The organism is Microbacterium testaceum (genome assembly GCF_001476655.1).
GTDB lineage: Bacteria > Actinomycetota > Actinomycetes > Actinomycetales > Microbacteriaceae > Microbacterium > Microbacterium testaceum_C.
Genome location: NZ_LDRT01000078.1, coordinates 1 through 21,575, shown reverse-complemented (window position 1 = coordinate 21,575; position 21,575 = coordinate 1). Strand labels below are relative to the sequence as shown.

The following is a 21,575-nucleotide window of genomic DNA, read 5'->3' as shown; positions in this document are numbered from 1 at the left end:
GCGGAGGCCCTGCCGCCCCTCACCGCAACCTCGTCCCTCCCCACCGCACCCGAAAGCGAGCCCCTTCGATGAGCACCTCGACCCTGCAGTTCCTCGATACGCCCGACGGACCCTTCGCGATCCTCGCCGATGCCGACGGACGCGTCCTCGTCTCGGGGTGGACCTCCGATGCCGAGGCGGTTCTCGCCCGTCTTCGGCCGGACCGGCGACCGGACGAGGTCGTCGAGGGAGAGACCCCCGCCGCGCACGCCGTACGTGCGTACTACGAGGGTGACCTCGCCGCGATCGAGGGGGTCGAAGTCCGCCAGTTCGGGACGCCCCTGCAGCAAGCGGGATGGGATGCCTTGCGCCGCATCGCCCCGGGATCGCCGCTGACCTACACCGGCTTCGCCGCGGCGCTGGGCTCTCCCGCGGCCGTCCGGGCGGCGGCCTCGATCTGCGCTCGTAACGCTCCGGCCCTCTTCGTGCCCTGCCATCGCGTCCTGCGCGGCGACGGCACGATGGGGGGATTCGCCTGGGGGACCGACGTCAAGCGGCGTCTGCTGGAGCGCGAGGCGGCGTGAGGAGAGGTCCGGTCGCGGGGTCGTCCCCGGGCTCTCGCCCCGATCCGGCTCTTGCCCTCCGTCTTCCCCTGGGGATATCCTGAAGGGCTGTCACACCCCCGGGCAGCTTCCGCTCACCTCAAGGAGGATGCCATGGACCACATCGACGCCCCCGTCGCCCGTGTCGCCGCGCCCTCCGTCTTTTCCGCGCGTCCTCACGGGCGCCGCTAGGGCCTCACGCCGGCGCTCGAGCGCCGCCCTCCGCGCCCGTCCCGGCGACCGCCGGTGCCCTTCGGCATCCCCTCCCGCGCCCGATCCCGGCGCTCGCTTCGACCTCTCGAGGATCATGACTTCCGCTTCGCCCCGTCCGCACCTGTCCACTCCACGCGCGCTCGCTCGGCTTCTGCCGATCGCACGTCCGGTCATCCCGCGCCTGCTCGCGGGAGCGGTGACCGCGCTCATCGCGAGCCTCCTGGCGTTGGCGATCCCGCTCGTGCTCGAGCAGATCGTCGCCGGGCCCATCGCGTCCCTCGACCCCGGCGCCCTCGTCTGGGGCTCGATCGCGGTGCTCGCGCTCGGGCTCGCCGAGGCCGCGATGGTGTGGCTGCGGCGATGGTTCGTCCTCGCGCCCGCGACCAAGGTCGAGTACGACCTGCGTCAGTCGTTCTACTCGCGCCTGCAGCGTCTGCCTGTCGCGTTCCACGATCGCTGGCAGTCGGGCCAGCTTCTCTCGCGCATGATGCAGGACATCAGCATGCTCCGCCGCTGGCTCGCGTTCGGGGTGATCCTCCTCGTGGTCAACCTGCTCACGATCGCGATCGGCGCGGTGCTGCTCTTCCGCTGGCACTGGCTCCTCGGTGCGCTGTTCCTCGTCACCTCGGCCCCCGTCATCTACGTCGGCTTCCGCTTCGAGAAGCGCTACGGAGCCTTGACCCGCCAGAGCCAGGATCAGGCCGGCGACCTCGCCACTTCCGTGGAAGAGAGCGTGCACGGCATCCGTGTCCTGAAGGCCTTCGGTCGGGGCCGGCACGCCCTGCAGAAGTTCACCCGTCAGGCCGAGTCGTTGCGCGAGACCGAGATCGACAAGGCCCGGGCCGTCGGCTGGATCTGGTTCTTCCTCGTGCTGCTGCCCGACATCGCCTTCGCGGTGTGTCTCGGCGCCGGTATCGTGCTCACCCAGCTCGGACAGCTGCAGGTCGCCGAGCTCGTGGCCTTCTTCGCGATGGCGACGGTGCTGCGCTGGCCGATGGAGTCGATCGGCTTCCTCTTCTCGTTCCTTCTCGACGCCCGCACGGCCACCGACCGCATCTTCGAGGTGTTCGACGAGCAGAACACGATCGTCGACCCTGAGAACCCGCGTACCATCGCGGAACCCCGCGGCGAGCTCACGTTCGAGGACGTGCATTTCCGGTATCAGGATGCCGCGACCTCCGAGCCGGATCTCATCGACGGGGTCGACCTCGTGCTGCGGCCGGGCGAGACGATGGCCCTCGTCGGCCTCACGGGGTCCGGCAAGACGACGCTCACGACGCTTCCCGGACGCCTGTACGACGTCACGGGTGGGCGCGTGCTGCTCGACGGCGTCGACGTGCGCGAGCTGACCCTGGCCGAGCTGCGCCGGCACGTCGGCATGGCGTTCGAGGACGCGACGCTGTTCTCGCAGACCGTCCGCGACAACGTCCTCCTCGGGAGGGAAGACCTCGAACCGGGCTCTGCCGAGGCGGAACACGTGTTGAAGGAAGCGCTCGAGGTCGCCCAGGCGCACTTCGTGTTCGATCTTCCCGCCGGCCTCGACACCATCATCGGCGAAGAGGGCCTCAGCCTGTCCGGCGGGCAGCGACAGCGTCTGGCGCTGGCTCGCGCGGTGGCCGCGCGACCGGCCGTTCTGGTGCTCGACGACCCGTTGTCGGCGCTCGACGTCGACACCGAGGCGCTCGTCGAGGACGCTCTTCGCGAGGTCCTCAGCGAGACGACCGCGCTGATCGTGGCCCACCGCCCCTCGACGGTGACACTCGCCGACCGGGTGGCCCTGCTCGAGAACGGACGCATCACCGCGGTCGGCGCGCATTCCGACCTGCTCCGCGAGAGCGAGCACTACCGATACGTCATCTCGAGCCTCGAGGAGGCTGAGCGCGAGGCACGTACCGGCGCGATCGATGTGATCCGCGCACACGACGACGACGCCCTCACCGAGAAGGAGGCGACCCGATGACCACCGCGACCGTCTCCGGAACCAGCGGCGAAGACCGCTCCGACTACACCCGCGACGAGAGTCGGGCGATCCGGCAGCGTTCGCTGCGCCTGCTCGGTTCCCTCGTCTCGCCGCTGCGCTGGCAGCTCGTCCTCGCCGCGGCGGTCCTCGTCGTGTCGACCGCCCTGCGCGTCGCCGGCCCGGCGCTGATCGCCTACGGCATCGACAACGCGCTGCCCGCGGTCATCGATCAGGCCGACTGGATGCCGACCATCGGCGTGGTCGCCGTCTACCTGACGGCGGGCATCGGCGGTGCCGTGCTCATCGGCTGGTACGTCGTGGTCGCCGCCCGTCTGACCCAGGCCGTGATGCTCGACCTCCGCAAGCGCATCTTCCTGCACACGCAGAGGCTGAGCCTGGAGTTCCACGAGTCCTACACGTCGGGCCGCATCATCTCCCGCCAGACGAGCGACCTCGACACCATCCGCGAGTTGCTCGACGGTGGGCTCAACGAGCTGGTCTCGGGGGTGCTGTACGGTCTCTTCACGCTGGTCGCCCTGTTCCTCATCGACTGGCAATCCGGCCTCATCTTGACGGTCATGGGCATTCCGATGTACCTGCTCATGCGCTGGTTCTACCGCCGTTCCCAGGTCATCTACCGCGAGTCGCGGGTGATCAGCGCCCAGGTCATCGTGAAGTTCGTCGAGACGATGACGGGTATCCGCGCCGTGAAGGCGTTCCGCAAGGAGCCGCGCAACGACGACGAGTTCGGCAAGCTCGCCGGCGACTACCGCGACGTCAACATGCGCTCGATCCGCCTCTTCGGCACGTTCGAGCCCGGCATCATGGCGGTCGCCGCCGTCTCGGTCGCGCTCGTCCTCCTGTGGGGCGGTGGCCGGGTGATCGCGGGCCCGCTCGAGATCGGTGTGCTGACCGCCGCGGTGCTGTACGTCCGCAACTTCTTCTCGCCCTTGCAGGAGGTCGCGTTCTTCCTGAACTCGTACCAGTCTGCGACGGCGGCGCTCGAGAAGGTGTCGGGCGTGCTGGAGGAGGAGCCCACGGTCCCCGATCCGAGCGACCCCGTCGATCTGTGGGAGGCCCGGGGACATGTCCGTTTCGACGAGGTGACCTTCGGGTACAGCGATGACCGCGTCATCCTGCCGAACTTCTCGTTGGACATCCCGGCGGGGCAGACGATCGCCCTCGTGGGAACGACCGGTGCGGGCAAGTCGACCCTGGCGAAGCTCGTGTCGCGCTTCTACGACCCCACGAAGGGGGCGGTGACGCTCGACGGTGTCGACCTGCGCCAGCTGCACCCGAAGGATCTGCGTCGCGCGATCGTCATGGTCACGCAGGAGGCGTACCTGTTCAGCGGGACCGTCGCCGACAACATCGCGCTCGGTAAGCCCGACGCGACGATGGACGAAATCCGCGCGGCAGCCCGCGCGGTCGGTGCCGACGGCTTCATCGAGAAGCTCCCCGACGGCTACGACACCGACGTGAACAAGCGCGGCGGGCGCGTCTCGGCCGGACAGCGCCAGCTCATCTCGTTCGCGCGGGCCTTCCTCGCCAACCCCGCGGTGCTGATCCTCGACGAGGCGACGGCGTCTCTCGACATCCCGAGCGAGCGTCAGATCCAGGATGCGCTGCAGACTCTTCTCGCCGACCGCACCGCGATCATCATCGCCCACCGCCTGTCGACGGTGGCGATCGCCGACCGCGTGCTGGTGATGGAGCACGGCCGCATCATCGAGGACGACACCCCCGCCGCCCTCATCGCCGGAACGGGCAAGTTCGCGCAGCTCCACGCGGCCTGGCAGGACTCGCTCGTCTGACGTTCGTCAGCCCCTCGGATGCCACGCCTCCCACGCGCCGCGGGGGCGTGGCATCCGTCGTTCGGGGTGGTCGGACTTGCTCAGCGGCGTAGCGGGCAATTTTGTGTCTCCTCCGCGCGTTCGCGCGGGTGCGCAGATCCGGAGATGCTCGCCGGATCCGGACCGTGCGCGCCGAATGCTCCGGATCTGCGGTGCATTTCCGGATCTGCGACGCATCCTCGGGGCTGCGGTGGACAGGCCGGTCCTGTGGTGACGCGCCCGAGCCCTCGCGGCGTGGCGTGCGGACCCGGCCGACCCGTCAATCGGCGAGATGATTGCCCTGCGCGAGGTGCTGAACGATGACGCGCTCCACCCGTTCCCACTCGGTGACGACATCGCGATAGGTGAAGCGCAGCACCGTGTAGCCGCGTGCTCGGAGCTCCCGGTCGTGTGCGACGTCGCGGTGGCGATCGGCCGGCGTCGAATGGAAGGCGAAGCCGTCCAGCTGCACGATCAACCTCTCGCCGACGAGGACGTCCACGTCGTGCCCCGCGATCATCACCTGCTGGCGGATGACGACACCCCACGGGGCGAGCCGCACCACGAAGAGGGTCTCCAGACCGGAGTCCGATCTCCCATGCGCCGTCGCGGACAGCCGGCGTGATCTCCCGGTCCGCCATCGGATGCGGGTGAGTGCCTCCGGGTGCAGATGCTCGTGCGCGCACGCGGATTCCCACACGACGAGCGCTTGCTCGAACGGCAGACACGCCGCGACGTGCTCGAGGGTGTCCGGTACCGACTCGATGAGTCGGTGAGGCGGTTGCGGAACGAGAGGCCTCGACCAGTGGATGAACGCGGTCGTTCCCGGGGGCAGCTTGGCATCGGGACGCACCGCGAGATGAGCGTTGGTCGCCGTTTCTTCCGGCATCCACCACCCGCGGTGCGCGGCTGCGCTGACACACGCGAGTCGGCCGGAGGCTCGCGCGGCTTCGAGGAGGAGGGGAGGGGCAGAGCCCGTCGCCACCCAGTAACGCCGCACGCGGACGACGTCCCCTCGAGTCAGGGCCGCGCGGAGTGCGCGGAGCGGGACACCGTCATCGAGCAGCTGCTGCCGGTGGACGATACCGCCTTGACGCGTGACCCGCGACGCGATGTCCATCACATCACCGTGCCCGATCACGCCCTCCGTCATCGGGCAGCGGAGCGTGGATGGGAACAGTTCGGGCTTTCTCCTCGGTGTGGAGGAGTGCCCGCGCGCGAAGCGGTGTCATCAGATCCGGAGATGCGTCGTGGATCCGGATGGGATGAGCAGATCGATCCGGATCTACGCGCCGTTTCCGGATCTGCGCGCCCACGTGCCCGCATGCAGGCCCGCACGCCGCGCGACCGCGCGCCGCGCGACCGAGCGCGGCGCGCGACCGAGCGCGGCGAGAGTCAGACGCTGACGCGCGCGACGACCTCGCCGTACTCGGTCTCGCCGACGGGCTGGAAGCCCACGCGCTGGAAGAATGTCTCGGGGCCGCCCACGCCGGGTTCGTAGATGACGTCGACGTGGTCCATGCCGCGCTCGCGCGCTTCGGAGAGCACCGCGGCGATGGCGTAGCTGCCGACACCGCGGCCCTGCTCGTCGGCGTCGACGTTGATGCGCCACAGCACCGAGCGGAAGTGCTCTTCGTGCGCCTCGGGATCGAAGTTCGCGCTGACGAAGCCCACGACCTCGTCGCCGTCGAGCACGACGCGCTGCCACGACGTCGAGGGATTCATGACGGTGGCGGCGATGCCGTAGCTCACCGGCGCCAGGAACTGCTCCTGTCCGGGCTTCAACGACAGCGTGTTGACCGCCACGATGGTGGCGGCGGACAGTTCGACGAGACGCAGGTCGGCCATGCGCCCAGGCTATCGGGCCTGCGAAGGTCTGCAACCTTCGGGATGCCGCCGAGTCCCGGACACCATGCGCACCGGCACGGGTGTCGAAGCGCCGAATTATCTTGACATCAAGAGACTTTGCCGAGGTGCGATAGGCTGAAACACAACCCTGGCCGCCTCTACGGAGAGATCTGACGTGCCCGATTCCACCATCATCTACACGTACACCGACGAGGCGCCGGCACTTGCCACCGCGTCGTTCCTGCCCATCGTGCAGGCCGTCACCAAGCAGGCGGGTGTCGACGTCGAGACCCGCGACATCTCGCTCGCCGGCCGCATCCTCGCGGCCTTCCCCCAGCGACTCACCCCCGAGCAGCAGGTGGGTGACGCCCTCGCCGAGCTCGGCGGTCTCGCGACGCTGCCCGAGGCGAACATCATCAAGCTGCCGAACATCTCGGCATCCATCCCGCAGCTCAAGGCCGCGATCGCCGAGCTGCAGTCGCAGGGCTACGACATCCCCGACTACCCCGACGAGGCGTCGAGCGTCGAAGACAAAGACGTGCGGGCTCGCTACGACCGCATCAAGGGCTCGGCCGTGAACCCGGTGCTGCGCGAGGGCAACAGCGACCGCCGCGCCCCGCTCGCGGTGAAGAACTACGCGAAGAAGCACCCGCACCGCAACAAGCCGTTCGCGGAGGGCTCGAAGACCCGCGTCGCGACGATGGGCCACGACGACTTCTTCTCGAACGAGAAGTCCGTGGTGATCGCCGACGACGACGTCCTGACCATCCAGCACGTCGCGGAAGACGGCACGACCACGACGCTGAAGGAGGGCCTGAAGGTCCTGCAGGGCGAGATCGTGGATGCCACCTTCCTCTCGGCCGCAGCCCTCGACGCGTTCCTCGCGGACACGCTCGAGCAGGCGAAGGCCGACGACGTGCTGTACTCCGTGCACCTCAAGGCCACGATGATGAAGGTCAGCGATCCGATCATCTTCGGTCACGTCGTGAAGGCCTTCTTCGCCGACGTGTTCGACCGTCACGGCGACGCTCTCGCGGCCGCGGGCCTGACGCCCAACGACGGCCTCGGCTCGATCCTCGCGGGCCTGTCGAACGTCGAGGGCGGCGACGCGATCGCCATGGAGATCCGCGAGGCGTTGGCATCCGGCCCCCGTCTGTCGTATGTGAACAGCGACAAGGGCATCACCAACCTGCACGTCCCCTCCGACGTCATCGTGGATGCCTCGATGCCGGCGCTCGTGCGCAACGGCGGCAAGCTGTGGGGCGCCGACGGGGGAGAGGGCGACACTCTCGCCGTCATCCCGGACTCCTCCTACGCAGGCGTCTACCAGGCGACCATCGAAGACGTCATCGCGAACGGTCCCCTCGATCCCGCCACCATCGGCTCGGTGCCGAACGTCGGTCTCATGGCCCAGGCGGCCGAGGAGTACGGCAGCCACGACAAGACCTTCGAGATCGGCGCCCCCGGCCGCGTGCAGGTCGTCGCCTCGAACGGCGACGTGCTGCTCGAGCACGAGGTGAACACGGGCGACATCTGGCGCGCGACGCAGACCAAAGACGTCGCGGTCCGCGACTGGGTGAAGCTCGCCGTCACCCGCGCCCGCGCGACCGGCGTTCCGGCCGTGTTCTGGCTCGACGAGAGCCGCGCGCACGACCGCAACCTGATCGCCAAGGTCCACGAGTACCTCGCCGACCACGACACCGACGGCCTCACGATCGAGATCCTCGCCCCCGCCGAGGCCACGACCTACTCGCTCGAGCGCATCCGCCGCGGCGAGGACACGATCTCGGTCACCGGCAACGTGCTGCGCGACTACCTGACCGACCTGTTCCCGATCCTCGAGGTGGGCACGAGTGCCAAGATGCTCTCGATCGTCCCGCTCCTCGCGGGCGGTGGCCTGTTCGAGACCGGCGCCGGCGGCTCGGCCCCGAAGCACGTGCAGCAGCTCGTCGAGGAGGACTACCTCCGCTGGGACTCGCTGGGCGAGTTCTTCGCCCTCGCTGCCTCGCTCGAGCACCTCGCCGACACCACGGGCAACGATCGTGCCCGCGTGCTCGCGCAGACGCTCGACGCCGCGACCGGCACGTTCCTCGAGAACGACAAGTCGCCGGGCCGCGCCCTCGGCACGATCGACAACCGCGGCAGCCACTTCTACCTCGCGCTGTACTGGGCGCAGGAGCTGGCGAAGCAGACGACCGATGCCGACCTGGCCCAGGTCTTCGCCCCGGTCGCCGAGAAGCTGGCGGCCGAGGAGCAGACCATCGTCGCCGAGCTCAACGCGGTCCAGGGCCACCACGCCGAGATCGGCGGCTACTACCGTCCGAACACGGAGCTGGTCGAGAAGGTCATGCGCCCGTCCGCAACGCTGAACGCGGTGGTCGACGCTCTGCGCTGATCCCACGAACCCGAGAGGGGCGGATGCCACGCGGCATCCGCCCCTTTTCTGTTGTCGGACCGCCGGCCCCGCCCCGTTCGTGCCCGGTTCGGCCCCGACCGGCGCGCACAACTCCTGCAGATGTGGGGTGTTCGGGGCCGGTGGGTGCCCGGTGGGGCCGGAGTGCAGGAGTTGTGCCGGTCGGCGGGCCGGCGGGCAACGCGGGCACGGGCCGAAACGGAAGGAGGGGCGGATGCCGAAGCATCCGCCCCTCCTGGAAGGGTCCGACTCAGTAGTGGACCGAGACCTCCGTGCCGCGGTAAGCCCAGTCGTAGAGCTCCTTCGCGGCGGGGATCGTCATGTTGATGCAGCCGTGGCTCATCGGCGTACCGAAGTTGTTGTGCCAGTACGTGCCGTGGAAGCCCTCGTCACCGTTGAAGTACGCGACCCAGGGAACGTCCTTCGTGCAGTAGTCGTAGCCGGGGACGCAGCCCATGTCCTGCATCTCGGTCTTCCAACCGATGCGGAACTCACCGGTGTGCGTCGCGTGGTCGCCCGCACCCGAAGAGATCGTGTACGAGCGGTAGACCTGACCGTTCTGCCACAGCGTGGTGGTCTGCGTGCTGAGGTTCACGTCGATGCGACGCTCGGTCTTCGTGGTCTCGAACGGGGTCTCCGAGACGGCGAGGGCGTAGCGTCCGTTGCCCTCGGCGAGCTGCGCGGCGAAGGCCGCGGCGATACCCGTCGTGTCGCCGAGCGAGCGACCGGTGTGGCCCTCGGTGAGCGTCTTGATGACCTCACCGCCGCTGTCGACGATCACATCGCCGTTCACAGCGCCACGATCGACGGCCGCGGGGAGGCCGCCGACGGCCTGCTGGATCGCCGCCTCATCGGCGGAGATCGCGAAGTCGCCTTTGCCGTCGGGCGTGATCGTGAGCCACGAGGCGGCGGTGGCGCGGTCGACGGGCACGGTGCGCTCGTCGCCGACGTAGAAGCCGGCGCTGTCGAGGATGCCGTTGAGGCGCGCGACGGCGGCATCTGCCTCTTCGGTGGTCACCTGCGCCTCGACCGGCACGACACCGGCCTGCGCGGTGGTGCTGACCGTGCCGGCGTCGAAGGCGCTCTGGAGGGCGGCGGTGACCGCGGCGGGATCGATGCCCTCGCCGGGCTGAGCCGGGGTCGTGACGTACGACTGCGAGCCGGCGTCGTACGCGACGGTCGCGTCGACGGGGGCCTTGTAGGTGTCGGGGGCGAGGTCGCGCAGCGCGGCCGCGGCCTTGGCGGGGTCGACGGTGATCGACACGCCTGTCCCGGCGGGGAACCACGACGACGGCTTCCACATCGGGTTCTCGGAGAAGGCCTTGTCGGCGACGGCCTGCGCGTCGACCGTGGCGCCGAGCTCGGCGCCGGTGACGGTCACGGAACCCGCGGGGCTCTCGACCGCGATGCTCGTGCTCGCCAGACGGTCGGAGATGGCCTGCGCCGCGGCACCGGCTGTGAGCCCGCCGATCTGGACGCCGGCGACGGAGGCTCCGGGGGCGATGAGGACGAACGAGGCCGCCAGCAGGGCGACCGCCGTCGCACCCGCCGGGATGCCGATCCACAGCCCCGATCGGTTCTTGCGCTTCGGCTGCTCGGGCGGCGCCCAGGCGTACGTCGCGCCGTCGGTGCTGTTCGCGCCGTCGGTCATATGTCAAACCCCCCGATACTCAGTCTTCTCATGCTAAAGGCGACCGCTGTATCCCAGCCCCGAGTTCTATCACGGTCTTATCACGTCGGGCGTGGGGTCGCTCCGAGGCTCGCGGTCACGTCGCTCGCGCCGGAACCGGCGTCAGGCGGAGAACACCTTCCCCGGATTCAGGATGCCGAGGGGATCGAAAACCCGTGCGATGTCGCGCTGGAGCTGCCACTGGTCGTCGCCGAGCTCATCGGCGAGCCACCGCCTCTTGAGGACCCCGATTCCGTGCTCCCCGGTGAGCGTTCCGCCCAGTGCGAGCGCGGCGCGGAAGAGGTCTTCGGCGGCGTCCCACACGACGGCCGGCACCTCGGGTCCGTCGAAGATGAAGTTCGGGTGCAGGTTGCCGTCGCCGGCGTGCGCGACCGTCGGAATGACGAGGTCGTAGGTTTGCTCGATCCGGGCGATCTCGTCGAACATCGCGGGCAGCGCACTGCGCGGCACCGAGACGTCCTCGATGAGGGCCGTGCCCAGCGATTCCATCGCGGGGTGCATCGCACGCCGGATGGCGAGGAGTTCCTCGCCCTCGGCGTCGTCGGCGGCGACGGCCACCCGGCCCCCGGCGGCGGTCAGCACGTCGGCGAGAGCGCGCGCTTCGGAGGCGGCGGCGGGACCGTCGGTCTGAATGGTCAGCTGGGCCGCGCCCGGCGGGGGTGCGGGGAGGGACAGCAAGCGGTGCACGGCCGTGAGGCTCGTGGCATCCATGAGCTCCATGATCGCGGGTTGGATCCCGGATGCCGTGACGGCTGCCGAGGCGACGGCGGCGTCGCGCACGCCGTCGAACAGGGCGGTCAGGGTGACGCGCTCGCCCTCGACCAGGCGCCGCAGTTTGAGGGTCGCGCCCACCACGATGCCCAGCGTGCCTTCGGAACCGATCACGAGCGAGGTGAGATCGAGGCCGGTGACGCCCTTGACGCTGCGGTGGCCGAGCCGCAGGAGCCGACCGTCGGCGAGAACGAGGTCGACGCCGAGGACGGCGTCGCGCACCACGCCGTACTTGGCGCAGAGCAGCCCGCCGGCGCCCGTGGCGATGTTGCCGCCGACGGTCGAGATCGCGCGACTCGCGGGATCGGGTGCCCACCAGACGCCGTGCGGCTCGAGGAGGGCGTTCAGCTCGGCGTTGATGAGGCCGGGTTCGACGACGGCGAGCAGGTCGTCGGGGCGCACCTCGAGCAGGCGGTCCATCGCGCGCAGTGAGAGGGCGATCTCGCCGCCGCCGGTGTTGGCACCGCCCGCGAGGCCCGTGCCGGCCCCGCGCGGCACGACGGGTGTGCGGGTGGCCGTGGCGATGCGCATCACCGCTTGGACATCGGCGACGGATGCCGCGTGCACGAGCGCGAGGGGCGTGCCGGCGGCGGCGTGGCCCGACTTGTCGGCGCGCACGGCGGCGAGGGCGCCGGGGGAGGTGTCGACGCGCGTGCCGAGCTCGGCGCGGAGCAACGCGAGGGTGGCCTCGGCCGCGCCGTGGACAGGGATCGTCGCCGCGCCGTCGGCACTCACCCCAGGCGCCGCCGGCCGTTCAGCGCGCCGAGGACGACGGCGACGATCGCGAAGCCCAGGCCGATCCACGCCTGCCCCATGCTCCACCACGCGACCGTGGCGGCGGCGTAGACGAAGAGTTCGACGAGCGCGCGGACGAAGGGGTGCACCGCGAGCACCGCGCGCGGCGAGACGAACAGAGCCCAGATGAGGATCGCGAGGGCGGGGGCGCCGATGCCCGCGACGATGTTCCACGGCAGCGGCCACGCCGTGAAGCCCCAGATCGCGAGGGTCACGAAGGCGAAGATCCCGCAGAGCACGCTGCCGATCTCGATCGCGGTCGGACGCGGGCGCATGCCGGGAGCGAGCGGTGCCTGCGCGCGGACGTGGGGGGAATCGGTCACGCCCTTATTTTACGCGGGTGCGTCGGCGGGCCTCCCCGACTCGTTCGTCATCGAGCCGACGGCGATCCTGTGCAGGAACAGTGGATGCCGGGACACGCGGGGCGCGGCCGCCTTTACCCGCTAAAGTGGCACCGTCGCGACTGGCGTTGAGGTGGGGAACCACCGGGGAGCGACCGCTTGACGGTATTCGACCGCACGCCTGGGTCGATGCGGTATCTACGCGGGCTCGCCGAGTCCGCGGCATCCGGAACCATCGTCAAGGAGATCGCATGACCGATCCGTACTTCAACGCCCCCCTCTCCGAGGTCGACCCCGAGATCGCCGAGGTGCTCGAGCGCGAGCTGAACCGCCAGCGCGGGTTTCTCGAGATGATCGCGTCGGAGAACTTCGTGCCCGTCTCGGTCCTGCAGTCGCAGGGCTCGGTGCTGACCAACAAGTACGCCGAGGGGTACCCCGGACGCCGCTACTACGGCGGCTGCGAAGAGGTCGACGTCGCCGAGTCGCTCGCGATCGAGCGCGCGAAGCAGCTCTTCGGCGCGGAGTTCGCCAACGTCCAGCCCCACTCGGGCGCCTCGGCGAACGCCGCCGTGCTGCACGCGATCGCGCGCCCCGGCGACACGCTGCTCGGTCTCGCCCTCGACCAGGGCGGTCACCTCACGCACGGTATGAAGATCAACTTCTCGGGCCGCCTGTACGACATCGTCGCGTACGGCGTCGACCCCGAGACCTCGATCATCGACATGGACGAGGTGCGCCGCCTCGCCGTCGAGCACAAGCCGAAGGTCATCATCGCCGGCTGGTCGGCCTACCCCCGCCAGCTCGACTTCGCCGCCTTCCGCGCGATCGCCGACGAGGTCGGGGCCCTCCTATGGGTCGACATGGCGCACTTCGCCGGTCTCGTCGCCGCGGGCGTGCACCCCTCGCCCATCCCGCACGCGCACGTCGTCTCGACCACGGTGCACAAGACGATCGGCGGCCCCCGCTCGGGCCTCATCCTCACCAACGACGCCGACATCGCCAAGAAGATCAACACCGCGGTCTTCCCGGGCCAGCAGGGCGGCCCGCTCATGCACGTGATCGCCGCGAAGGCGACCGCGTTCAAGCTCGCGATGACGCCGGAGTTCAAGGAACGTCAGGAGCGCACCCTCCGCGGAGCGGCGATCCTCGCCGACCGCCTCACCCAGGACGACGTCAAGAACGCCGGCATCGCCGTGCGCTCGGGCGGCACCGACGTGCACCTCGTGCTCGTCGACCTGCGCGAGGCCGAGATCGACGGCAAGCAGGCCGAAGACCTGCTGCACGACATCCACATCACGGTCAACCGCAACGCCGTCCCCAATGACCCGCGTCCGCCGATGGTCACCTCGGGCTTGCGCATCGGCACCCCGGCGCTCGCGACCCGCGGCTTCGGCGATGCGGAGTTCACCGAGGTGGCCGACATCATCGCGCTCGCGCTGATCCCCGGCGCCGACGTCGAGGCGCTCCGCGCACGCGTCGCGACGCTCACCGAGGCCTTCCCGCTGTACCCCGACCTGCAGCAGTGAGCCCGGCCGGGGCGGGGCGTCGTCACGCCGCCGCCCCGGCACTTGGCTGACCGCCCGCGGGTTCCGGCATCCGCCACCCTGCTGCGCGACACGGGGCCGCGCTCGTGCCCCACGGCGGCCCGATAAACGCTGATCCTGCCGAAACACGCGGCGACGGCGCATGTCTCGACAGGATCGGCGTTTATCGCCCAGGGGGGGCAGCGGCGGCAGCGGGGCAGCGACACCACATGAACGACAGACACAGAACGAGGGATGCCATGACGGCAACGATTCTGGACGGAAAGGCCGCCTCGGCGGCGATCAAGGCCGAGCTCACCGAGCGCGTCGCGGCGCTGCGCGCGAAGGGCGTCGTCCCGGGCATCGCGACCGTGCTCGTGGGAGCGGACCCCGCCTCGCAGCTGTACGTCGGCATGAAGCACAAGCAGTCCGAGGCGATCGGGATGAACTCGATCCAGGTCGAACTGCCCGCGGAGGCCACGCAGGAGGAGGTCGAGGCCGTCATCGACCGCCTCAACGCCGATCCCGCGTGCCACGGCTACATCGTGCAGTTGCCGCTGCCGAAGCACATCGACACCGATGCGATCCTCGAGCGCATCGATCCGGCGAAGGATGCCGACGGCCTCCACCCCACCAACCTCGGTCGTCTCGTGCTCAACGTCAACGCGCCGATCCACACGCCCCTGCCGTGCACGCCGCGCGGGGTGATCGAGCTGCTGCTGCGAAACGGATACGACCTGAAGGGCAAGGAGGTCGTCGTCGTCGGACGCGGCGTCACGATCGGGCGATCGATCGGCCTGCTCCTGACGCGCCGCGAGATCAACGCCACCGTGACCCTCACCCACACCGGCACCGCCGATCTGGCGAAGCACCTGCGCGAGGCCGACGTGATCGTCGCCGCGGCGGGGGTCAAGCACATCGTGCGCGCGGAGGACGTCAAGCCCGGTGCCGCCGTGCTCGACGTGGGCGTCACGCGCGAGACCGACCCCGAGACGGGCAAGGCCCGCGTGTACGGCGACGTGCATCCCGACGTGGCCGAGGTCGCCGGTTTCCTCTCGCCGAACCCCGGCGGCGTGGGCCCGATGACCGTCGCGCTGCTGATGACCAACGTCGTCGAGGCCGCGGAGCGCGCCGGCGTCTGAGCGGTGAACGAGGCGCGGCCGCCGAGCGAACGGACGGAGCGGTGCGTGCAAGGGCTGGGCAGGATCCCGCTTCGCGTGGGATCGTATGTGCATGACTGAGTCCGTGCTGAACGACCTCCTCCGCCGCGTCACCGAGAGCGGCCTGCTCGACGACGCCCAGATCGACGAAGACAGCGTCATCGGTGTCGGACACCTGGATGCCGCCGGCGTCGAGGTGGAGGTCGACCTCGACCCCGAGCTCGATGACGAGGACGATCCTGACCTCGATGGCATCCTGTCGAACCTCACGGACATCCTCGCGGTGACCGAAGACCGGTGGAGCGCGATCGTCGACGAGATCGCCACCGAGATCGAGGAAGCGGTGGACGACGACGAGCTCAGCGCCGACATCGACCTGCGCACCGACCTCGAGGCGATCGGTGTGGGTGTGTTCGCCGACGCGATCATCGTGGTGTTCGCCGGCGAGACGGCGTTCCCCGACGCCCTCGTGCACGTACAGCTCACCCCCGACCTCGAGGTCGAGGACATCGAGATCATCGGTGACGACGACGAGGACGACGAAGAAGACTGAGCCTCTCGAGGCAACCGAAGAGGGACCGGGCCGTGTGGCCCGGTCCCTCTTCTCCGTGATCGAGGCGATCAGGCGATCGCGGCGCGGAGGGCCGCGGCGGCGGCGCCGACGTCGGGTGCACTGTAGATGGCGCTTCCGGCGACCGCGATCTGAGCACCCGCACTCTGCACGTCGGCGATGCTCGACGCATTGACGCCGCCGGCGACCGAGAACGGCACGCCCGATGCCTCCCCGTCGCGCAGCAGCGTCGAGAACGTGAAGCCCTCCTCGGCCTGCTCATCGAGGCCGGCGTGCATCTCGACGAACTCGGCGCCGAGGGCGACGACCTCTTTCGCACGGGCCGGCTTGTCGGCGACGCCGATGAGGTCGACGACGATGCCCTTGCCGTGCTTCTTGGCCGCCTTCACCGCACCCGCGATCGTGCTGTCGCCCGCGGAGCCCAGGACGGTCACGAGGTCGGCACCGGCGGTGAAGGCGATGTCGGCCTCGAGCTCACCGGCATCCATCGTCTTCAGATCGGCGAAGACGATCTTGTCGGGGTGCGCCTGCTTGATCGCGGTGATGGCGGAGAGGCCCTCGCTCTTGATGAGCGGGGTGCCGAGCTCGAGGATGTCGACGTGCGGCGCCGCGGCGGCGGCGAGGCTGAGGGCGGCTTCGGTGGACAGGGTGTCCATGGCGAACTGGAGCTTCATCGGGTGATCCTTGCTTTCTGGGGTGGGTGAGGTCATTCGAGGTTCGCGTGGCGTGGCCAGAGCTCGTCGGCCGAAAGCCCCGAGCGGTGCCACAGGGCATCGAAGATCGCGTCTCCGACGAGGGCCACCGTCTGTTCGAAGAGGCTGCCGGCGTACTGCGCCGACGCCGCTCCGGAGCGGTCGAGCTTCGCCGCGGCCGGAACGACGACGAGGGCGTCGGCGGCGCGTCCGAGGGAAGAGTCGGCAGCGGTGGTGAGGACGATGAGGCGGGCACCCGCGGTGGCGGCGATCTCGGCGGCGCGCGCGATGGCCCCCGTGGTCCCCGAGCCGCTGGCGGCCAGGAGCACGTCGCCCGCACGGATCGCGGGGGTCGTGGTCTCGCCCACGACGTGGACGTCGTGGCCCAGGTGCATGAGGCGCATCGCGGTCATACGCAGCGCCAGTCCCGAACGGCCCGCGCCCAGCACGAAGACCCGATCGGCGTCGGCGATGAGGTCGAGCGCACGGTCGAGGTCGCCGGGTGCGGCGGTGAGGCGGTCGACGACGGATGCCACCTCTGCGGCGATGCGGGAGAGCGAGGACTCGACGGAGACGTCGTCGCGGGATGTCATGGTCCCATGCTCCACACGCGGACGACCTCCGTCGCCGGTCGATCGCAGGGGCGGACCTACCCGAAAGGAGGGGGAATCCGAATGGTCTAGGTTGGTGTGCCATGACCGAGTCGACCGCCCTTCCCTCCCCGGCCTCGCGCGCGCTCGTCACCGAGCACGAGCGTGTCGTCGCCGAGCAGGCGGACCGGCACGCGGTCACCCTCGAGTCGCTGCTGGCCGTGCTGCGATCGTCACGCTTGGACGATCGGGCCGCGCGCACGCTCGCGACCGAGACCGCGGCATCCGCCCTGGTCGCCCTGCGCACCTCGACCGATCGTCAGCGCAGCGCCCTCCTCGAACCGGTGACCGGGGCGTTCGCTCGGCTGCGTGGCGACCTGCGCCCGCTCGTGCGACACGGCGACCTCGATGTGCAGTTCGTCGAGCCGCCGACGACGGGGCGCGCCCTCCCGGGCGAGGTCGCCCACGAGGCACGGGCGATCGTGCGCAGCGCCGTCCTCGCGATTCTGGATCGGGGCGACCCGCACCGTGTGCGGATCCAGTGGGACTGCGACGGTCTGAACCTGCTCATCGGCATCCGCGACGACGGTGCCGGGCGGTTGACCGCTCACGACGACTCGCTCCGGCCGATCGTGGAACGCGTCAGCGCCCTCAATGGTGTGTTCGACGTCGCCTCGACCCCGGGATGGGGGTCGGAGCTGACGGTGACCTTGCCGCTGGACCCGCCGCCGCGGCCGGAGTTCCTCGACGATGCGGTCGACCTCAGCCCCCGGGAACGCGAGGTCCTGAGCCTCGTCGTCGCGGGCTCTCGAAATCGCGCGGTCGCGGAGCGCTTGGGCATCAGCGAGAACACCGTGAAGTTCCACGTGTCGAACCTGTTGCGCAAGGCCGGGGTCACCACCCGCGCTGAGTTGGTCGCGCTCGCGCGATGAGGAGAACGCCGGCGAGCGAGGCGAGCGAGCGGGAAGCGCTCAGGCCGGTCCGCTGAACGAGCTCTCCATCGCCGTGATGCGGGCCTGCTCGTCGAAGCGGAACGTCATCGATCCCGTGGCATCCTGCACGGTCGCCGCCGAGAAGGCGTCGTCGGCCCACTCCAGCGTCCATCCGGCCAGGCGCGCGAGTTCCCACACCGAACCGCGCGGGTCGGCGGGCGTGGTGGAGGCCAGGATGCGTGGCATCCGGATCCCGGCGTGCGCGACGGTCAGGGGCGGCAGCGGAGCGTCGAGGAGCAGGACCGCGCGCGTCCCCGCGTCGCCGACCGGTGCCGAGTAGTACGGCGAGCGGCCGGTGATCTCGACCGCGGTCCCGGCGATGACGTGGGAGGCCTCGGCGATCCAGTCGGCGTCGCCGGCGGCGTCGGTCGGGAACGGTGCCTCGGCGAAGCTGAGCTCGGTGATCCCGTGGGTCTGTCCGTAGGTCCGAAGCTGTGTGCTGATGTTCGCGTCGCCGCCGCCGTTCGGGTGCGCCCAGCCCCAGAGCACCGAGCGGGGCCCCGGCGCGATCGAGGCGATGAGGTGCGCGCGGGCGACGAGCGTGCGGCTCGGGTCGTCGAGTGCGCTGAACGTCAGGGTCCCGGCCGCGAGGTCGGTGTCCCAGCGGTGAGGGCCGAGTGCGTCGGCGGCGGTGCCGAGGTCGTCTTGCCGCAGCGCCGTGAAGAAGGCGGCACGGTCGGCGAGCGGTTGCAGCGCGGGAAACGTCGTCATGCGGTCACCCTAGGGGGGAAGCCTTGGAGCGAGGTTTCAGGAGCGTGGGCGTTCGCCGCCGTGGGGTGCGGAGAACCGGTGTGCGAGCGCCTCCGAGGCGCGGGCGAGGAGAGCGACGTCGGCTCCCACGGCGACGAAATCCGCTCCCGCCGCGAGATAGGCCTCGGCCACCACGGGGTCGAAGGCATTCACGCCGACGGGCGTCCCGGCCTCCTGAGCGGCCGCGAACACCGCGTGCACCGCCGCGACGACGTCGGGGTGCGACTGCTGACCCAGCAGGCCCATGGATGCCGAGAGGTCCGAGGGGCCGACGAAGATGGCATCCACTCCCTCGACGGTGGCGATCTCCGCAGCGGCGGCGACTCCGGCCGCGGTCTCGATCTGGACGGTGAGCGAGACGTGGTCGGCGGCGGTGGAGAGGTAGTCGTCGACGCGGCTCCAGCGGGCGCTGCGGGCCAGGGCGCTGCCGACCCCGCGGACTCCTTCGGGCGGGTAGCGCGTGGCTGCGACGGCGGCGCGAGCCTCGGCGGCCGAGGACACCATCGGGACGATGGGGTTCTGCGCGCCGAGGTCGAGCACCTGCTTGATGACGGTGGGGTCGTTCCACGGCACGCGCACCAGGGGCGTGATCGGATACGCCTGGGCGACCTGTAGCAGGGTGAGGACGGTCTCGAGCGAGGCCGCCGAGTGCTCCATGTCGAGCAGCAGCCAGTCGAGCCCAGAACCCGCGGCGATCTCGGCGGCGACAGCGCTCCCCGACGACACCCACATGCCCGCGAGCGGACGATCGGACGCCGCGAGGGCGGCGCGGAAGGTCGGGTTCAGACGAAGCGGCATGAGATCGTTCCTATCGGTCCGTAGTCGCAGAGCACGTCGTCGCCTCGCGACACCCACATCGGGCGCGTGAACGATCCTGCCAGGATGATCTCGCCCGCCTCCAGGCGTGCTCCGTGGTGATGGAATTTGTTGGCGAGCCACGCGACACCGGTCGCGGGGTGGCCGAGGACGCCCGCGGCGACCCCTGTCTCCTCGATCTCGCCGTTGCGGCTGAGCACGCCGGGGACCCACCGCAGGTCGATCTCGTCGGGGCGTTTGCGGACGTCGCCGAGCACGATGGCGCCGTAGGCCGCGTTGTCGCTGATCGTGTCGACGATCGTGCGCCCCTCGAGCTCGATGTGCGAGTTCAAGACCTCGAGGGCAGGGATGGCGTAGTCGATCGCGGCGAGGGCGTCATCGAGAGTGCAGTCGGGGCCCTCGAGGGGCTGTTTGAGCACGAAGGCGAGCTCGACCTCGATGCGCACGTTCGAGAAGTGATCGACCGGGATCTCGTCGCCCGAGCGGTAGACGGTGTCGTCGAACATCACGCCGTAGTCGGGCTCGGTGATGCCCGTCGCCTGCTGCATGGCCTTGGAGGTGAGCCCGATCTTGCGGCCGACGAGCCTGCGACCCGCGGCGAGCTGCGTGTCGCGCCAACGACCTTGGATCCGGTATGAGTCGTCGACCGTGGCATCCGGGAATCTCGCCGTGATGCGCGGGATGACCGAGTGCGTGCGGTCGGCCTCGGCGAGCTCGGCCGCGATGGCGTCGATCTGCTGTTCGGTCAGCATGGGGTCCTCTCGTGGTGGGGAGCATGTCTCCTCCAGAACCCCGCGAGACCTGAGGTCGGGGCGGCAGGAGAGCGGCTGAAGCAGGAGTTGTGCGGTCGGCGGTGGTGGGACGCCGGTCGTGGTCGGAACTGTGGGGGGACGCCGGTGCGGCACGACTCCTGCAGGAGCCCGCCCACGGTGGCCCGGACGGCCGAGACGAGTGAGATGTGCAGGAGTCGTGCACGGCCGGTCAGAGCTGGTTGCCGAGCTTGAACTCGTCGGAGCGCTCCTCGGGAGCGCGCGTGTAGCTGAAGCCGTCGGCGCCGATCGTCACCGCCATCTCGCTGGAGTCCTCGCGGGCACGGACCGGCTGCGGGTTGCCGTCGAGATCCAGCACGAGCGAGCCCTCGGTGTACCAGGAGGGGACGACGGGGTTGCCCCACCAGTCGCGGCGCTGGTTGTCGTGCACGTCCCACGTGATGACGGGGTTGTCGGGGTCGCCGGTGTAGTAGTCCTGCGTGTAGATCTCGACGCGGTGGCCGTCGGGGTCGCGGAGGTACAGGTAGAACGCGTTCGAGACGCCGTGGCGGCCGGGGCCGCGCTCGATGGCATCCGATCGGCGGAGCGCGCCGAGCTTGTCGCAGATCGCGAGGATGTTGTGCTTCTCGTGCGTCGCGAAGCACACGTGGTGCATGCGCGGGCCGTCGCCGCCGGTCATGGCGGTGTCGTGCACGGTGGGCTTGCGGCGCATCCAGGCGGCGTAGACGGTGCCCTCTTCGTCCTGGATGTCCTCCGTCACGCGGAAGCCGAGCGACTGCATGAAGTTCACCGCGCGGGGCACGTCGGGGGTGATCTGGTTGAAGTGGTCGAGGCGCACGAGCTCGCCGGGGGAGTGCAGGTCGTAACGCCACGACAGGCGCTCCTGGTGCTCGGTGTCGAAGAAGAACTCGTACGGGAAGCCGAGGGGGTCGACCACGCGGACGGAGTCGCCGATGCCCTTCGTGAAGCCGTTCGGGGCGCGGCGCACGTCGCAGCCGAGCTCCTCGTAGAACGCGACGGCCTTGTCGAGGTCGTCCGACGAGCGCACGCGGTACGAGAACGCCGCGACCGCAGCCACCGGGCCCTTCCGCAGCACGAGGTTGTGGTGGATGAACTCCTCGGTCGAGCGCAGGTAGATCGCCTCGTCGTCCTCTTCGGTGACGTGCAGGCCGAGCACGTCGACGTAGAAGACCCGGGATGCCGCGAGGTCGGTGACCACGAGCTCCATGTAGGCGCAGCGGAGGATGTCGGGGGCCGGCGAGGTGGG

Annotated in this window: 19 protein-coding genes and 1 riboswitch; of the genes, 8 read left to right on the top strand and 11 right to left on the bottom strand. The window is 70.0% G+C overall.

Going from position 1 to position 21,575, the window contains the following annotated elements:
* The first annotated feature begins 68 nt into the window (after positions 1-68).
* The 3 genes from NS220_RS11840 (at position 69) to NS220_RS11830 (ending at position 4,568) form a co-directional block, all read left to right on the top strand.
* A complete protein-coding gene (locus NS220_RS11840; protein ID WP_058624254.1) occupies positions 69-563 on the top strand; it encodes a methylated-DNA--[protein]-cysteine S-methyltransferase in 495 nt (164 codons plus the stop codon).
* A 325-nt stretch (positions 564-888) separates the two neighbouring features.
* Positions 889-2,754: an ABC transporter ATP-binding protein gene (locus NS220_RS11835; RefSeq protein ID WP_058624253.1), complete on the top strand. Its 1,866-nt coding sequence runs from the start codon at positions 889-891 to the stop codon at positions 2,752-2,754.
* Positions 2,751-4,568, top strand: a complete 1,818-nt coding sequence (locus NS220_RS11830) for an ABC transporter ATP-binding protein (protein ID WP_058624252.1) — start codon at positions 2,751-2,753, stop codon at positions 4,566-4,568. Before NS220_RS11835 ends, NS220_RS11830 begins: the two co-directional genes overlap by 4 nt.
* Positions 4,569-4,866: 298 nt before the next feature.
* Here NS220_RS11830 and NS220_RS11825 read toward each other — a convergent pair whose 3' ends face one another.
* Together NS220_RS11825 and NS220_RS11820 are read right to left on the bottom strand one after the other, a co-directional pair.
* Positions 4,867-5,706 carry an endonuclease domain-containing protein gene (locus NS220_RS11825; RefSeq protein ID WP_058624257.1) on the bottom strand — a complete coding sequence of 280 codons (840 nt, stop codon included), beginning with the start codon at positions 5,704-5,706 and terminating at the stop codon, positions 4,867-4,869.
* Between the two features lie 275 nt (positions 5,707-5,981).
* On the bottom strand, positions 5,982-6,434 hold the full coding sequence (locus NS220_RS11820; RefSeq protein WP_058624251.1) for a GNAT family N-acetyltransferase: 453 nt from the start codon (positions 6,432-6,434) through the stop codon (positions 5,982-5,984).
* Positions 6,435-6,609: 175 nt separating this feature from the next.
* On the opposite strand from NS220_RS11820, the gene NS220_RS11815 reads away from it, so the two are divergent.
* A complete protein-coding gene (locus tag NS220_RS11815; RefSeq protein WP_058624250.1) occupies positions 6,610-8,829 on the top strand; it encodes an NADP-dependent isocitrate dehydrogenase in 2,220 nt (739 codons plus the stop codon).
* A gap of 268 nt (positions 8,830-9,097) precedes the next feature.
* Here the strand turns inward: NS220_RS11815 and NS220_RS11810 are convergent, their stop codons facing one another.
* The 3 genes from NS220_RS11810 to NS220_RS11800 all read right to left on the bottom strand — a co-directional run bounded on the left by NS220_RS11810 (position 9,098) and on the right by NS220_RS11800 (position 12,426).
* The gene (locus NS220_RS11810) at positions 9,098-10,498 is read right to left on the bottom strand and encodes a L,D-transpeptidase family protein (protein WP_058624249.1); all 1,401 of its coding nucleotides are present in this window, start codon (positions 10,496-10,498) and stop codon (positions 9,098-9,100) included.
* A 141-nt stretch (positions 10,499-10,639) separates the two neighbouring features.
* Complete coding sequence (locus NS220_RS11805; protein ID WP_193755354.1) at positions 10,640-12,043, bottom strand: FAD-binding oxidoreductase; 1,404 nt, start codon at positions 12,041-12,043, stop codon at positions 10,640-10,642.
* On the bottom strand, positions 12,040-12,426 hold the full coding sequence (locus tag NS220_RS11800; protein WP_081323145.1) for a YrdB family protein: 387 nt from the start codon (positions 12,424-12,426) through the stop codon (positions 12,040-12,042). The genes NS220_RS11805 and NS220_RS11800 overlap by 4 nt, the downstream gene beginning before the upstream one ends.
* Before the next feature lie 126 nt (positions 12,427-12,552).
* Positions 12,553-12,638, top strand: a riboswitch (ZMP/ZTP riboswitch).
* A 57-nt stretch (positions 12,639-12,695) separates the two neighbouring features.
* On the opposite strand from NS220_RS11800, the gene glyA reads away from it, so the two are divergent.
* The 3 genes from glyA (at position 12,696) to NS220_RS11785 (ending at position 15,680) form a co-directional block, all read left to right on the top strand.
* Entirely contained in the window at positions 12,696-13,970 is a 1,275-nt protein-coding gene (gene glyA, locus NS220_RS11795; protein ID WP_058624248.1) for a serine hydroxymethyltransferase, read from the top strand.
* A gap of 257 nt (positions 13,971-14,227) precedes the next feature.
* Positions 14,228-15,109, top strand: a complete 882-nt coding sequence (locus tag NS220_RS11790) for a bifunctional methylenetetrahydrofolate dehydrogenase/methenyltetrahydrofolate cyclohydrolase (protein WP_058624247.1) — start codon at positions 14,228-14,230, stop codon at positions 15,107-15,109.
* Positions 15,110-15,200: 91 nt separating this feature from the next.
* Entirely contained in the window at positions 15,201-15,680 is a 480-nt protein-coding gene (locus NS220_RS11785; protein WP_058624246.1) for a hypothetical protein, read from the top strand.
* A 68-nt stretch (positions 15,681-15,748) separates the two neighbouring features.
* Here the strand turns inward: NS220_RS11785 and hxlA are convergent, their stop codons facing one another.
* A complete protein-coding gene (hxlA, locus tag NS220_RS11780; protein ID WP_058624245.1) occupies positions 15,749-16,372 on the bottom strand; it encodes a 3-hexulose-6-phosphate synthase in 624 nt (207 codons plus the stop codon).
* A gap of 32 nt (positions 16,373-16,404) precedes the next feature.
* Positions 16,405-16,983 carry a 6-phospho-3-hexuloisomerase gene (hxlB, locus tag NS220_RS11775; RefSeq protein WP_058624244.1) on the bottom strand — a complete coding sequence of 193 codons (579 nt, stop codon included), beginning with the start codon at positions 16,981-16,983 and terminating at the stop codon, positions 16,405-16,407.
* Positions 16,984-17,084: 101 nt separating this feature from the next.
* On the opposite strand from hxlB, the gene NS220_RS11770 reads away from it, so the two are divergent.
* Entirely contained in the window at positions 17,085-17,912 is an 828-nt protein-coding gene (locus NS220_RS11770; RefSeq protein WP_058624243.1) for a helix-turn-helix transcriptional regulator, read from the top strand.
* Positions 17,913-17,951: 39 nt separating this feature from the next.
* Here the strand turns inward: NS220_RS11770 and NS220_RS11765 are convergent, their stop codons facing one another.
* The 4 genes from NS220_RS11765 to hpaD all read right to left on the bottom strand — a co-directional run.
* Positions 17,952-18,683, bottom strand: coding sequence for a DUF6882 domain-containing protein (locus tag NS220_RS11765; RefSeq protein WP_058624242.1), 732 nt, complete (start codon positions 18,681-18,683; stop codon positions 17,952-17,954).
* 36 nt (positions 18,684-18,719) lie between these two features.
* Positions 18,720-19,520, bottom strand: coding sequence for an HpcH/HpaI aldolase family protein (locus NS220_RS11760; protein ID WP_058624241.1), 801 nt, complete (start codon positions 19,518-19,520; stop codon positions 18,720-18,722).
* Positions 19,505-20,290, bottom strand: a complete 786-nt coding sequence (locus tag NS220_RS11755) for a fumarylacetoacetate hydrolase family protein (protein ID WP_058624240.1) — start codon at positions 20,288-20,290, stop codon at positions 19,505-19,507. Before NS220_RS11755 ends, NS220_RS11760 begins: the two co-directional genes overlap by 16 nt.
* Positions 20,291-20,519: 229 nt before the next feature.
* The coding region (gene hpaD / locus NS220_RS11750) for a 3,4-dihydroxyphenylacetate 2,3-dioxygenase (protein ID WP_058624239.1) at positions 20,520-21,575 on the bottom strand (1,056 nt) is incomplete at its 5' end.

What these genes read in the sequence shown, in the direction of transcription:
- NS220_RS11835 (WP_058624253.1), top strand. Translation starts at nt 889, where the DNA reads ATGACTTCCGCTTCGCCCCGTCCGCACCTGTCCACTCCACGCGCGCTC.
- NS220_RS11820 (WP_058624251.1), bottom strand. Translation starts at nt 6,434, where the DNA reads ATGGCCGACCTGCGTCTCGTCGAACTGTCCGCCGCCACCATCGTGGCG.
- NS220_RS11785 (WP_058624246.1), top strand. Translation starts at nt 15,201, where the DNA reads ATGACTGAGTCCGTGCTGAACGACCTCCTCCGCCGCGTCACCGAGAGC.
- NS220_RS11760 (WP_058624241.1), bottom strand. Translation starts at nt 19,520, where the DNA reads ATGCCGCTTCGTCTGAACCCGACCTTCCGCGCCGCCCTCGCGGCGTCC.
- hxlA (WP_058624245.1), bottom strand. Translation starts at nt 16,372, where the DNA reads ATGAAGCTCCAGTTCGCCATGGACACCCTGTCCACCGAAGCCGCCCTC.
- glyA (WP_058624248.1), top strand. Translation starts at nt 12,696, where the DNA reads ATGACCGATCCGTACTTCAACGCCCCCCTCTCCGAGGTCGACCCCGAG.
- hxlB (WP_058624244.1), bottom strand. Translation starts at nt 16,983, where the DNA reads ATGACATCCCGCGACGACGTCTCCGTCGAGTCCTCGCTCTCCCGCATC.
- NS220_RS11830 (WP_058624252.1), top strand. Translation starts at nt 2,751, where the DNA reads ATGACCACCGCGACCGTCTCCGGAACCAGCGGCGAAGACCGCTCCGAC.
- NS220_RS11770 (WP_058624243.1), top strand. Translation starts at nt 17,085, where the DNA reads ATGACCGAGTCGACCGCCCTTCCCTCCCCGGCCTCGCGCGCGCTCGTC.
- NS220_RS11790 (WP_058624247.1), top strand. Translation starts at nt 14,228, where the DNA reads ATGACGGCAACGATTCTGGACGGAAAGGCCGCCTCGGCGGCGATCAAG.
- NS220_RS11825 (WP_058624257.1), bottom strand. Translation starts at nt 5,706, where the DNA reads ATGGACATCGCGTCGCGGGTCACGCGTCAAGGCGGTATCGTCCACCGG.
- NS220_RS11810 (WP_058624249.1), bottom strand. Translation starts at nt 10,498, where the DNA reads ATGACCGACGGCGCGAACAGCACCGACGGCGCGACGTACGCCTGGGCG.
- NS220_RS11840 (WP_058624254.1), top strand. Translation starts at nt 69, where the DNA reads ATGAGCACCTCGACCCTGCAGTTCCTCGATACGCCCGACGGACCCTTC.
- NS220_RS11755 (WP_058624240.1), bottom strand. Translation starts at nt 20,290, where the DNA reads ATGCTGACCGAACAGCAGATCGACGCCATCGCGGCCGAGCTCGCCGAG.
- NS220_RS11765 (WP_058624242.1), bottom strand. Translation starts at nt 18,683, where the DNA reads ATGACGACGTTTCCCGCGCTGCAACCGCTCGCCGACCGTGCCGCCTTC.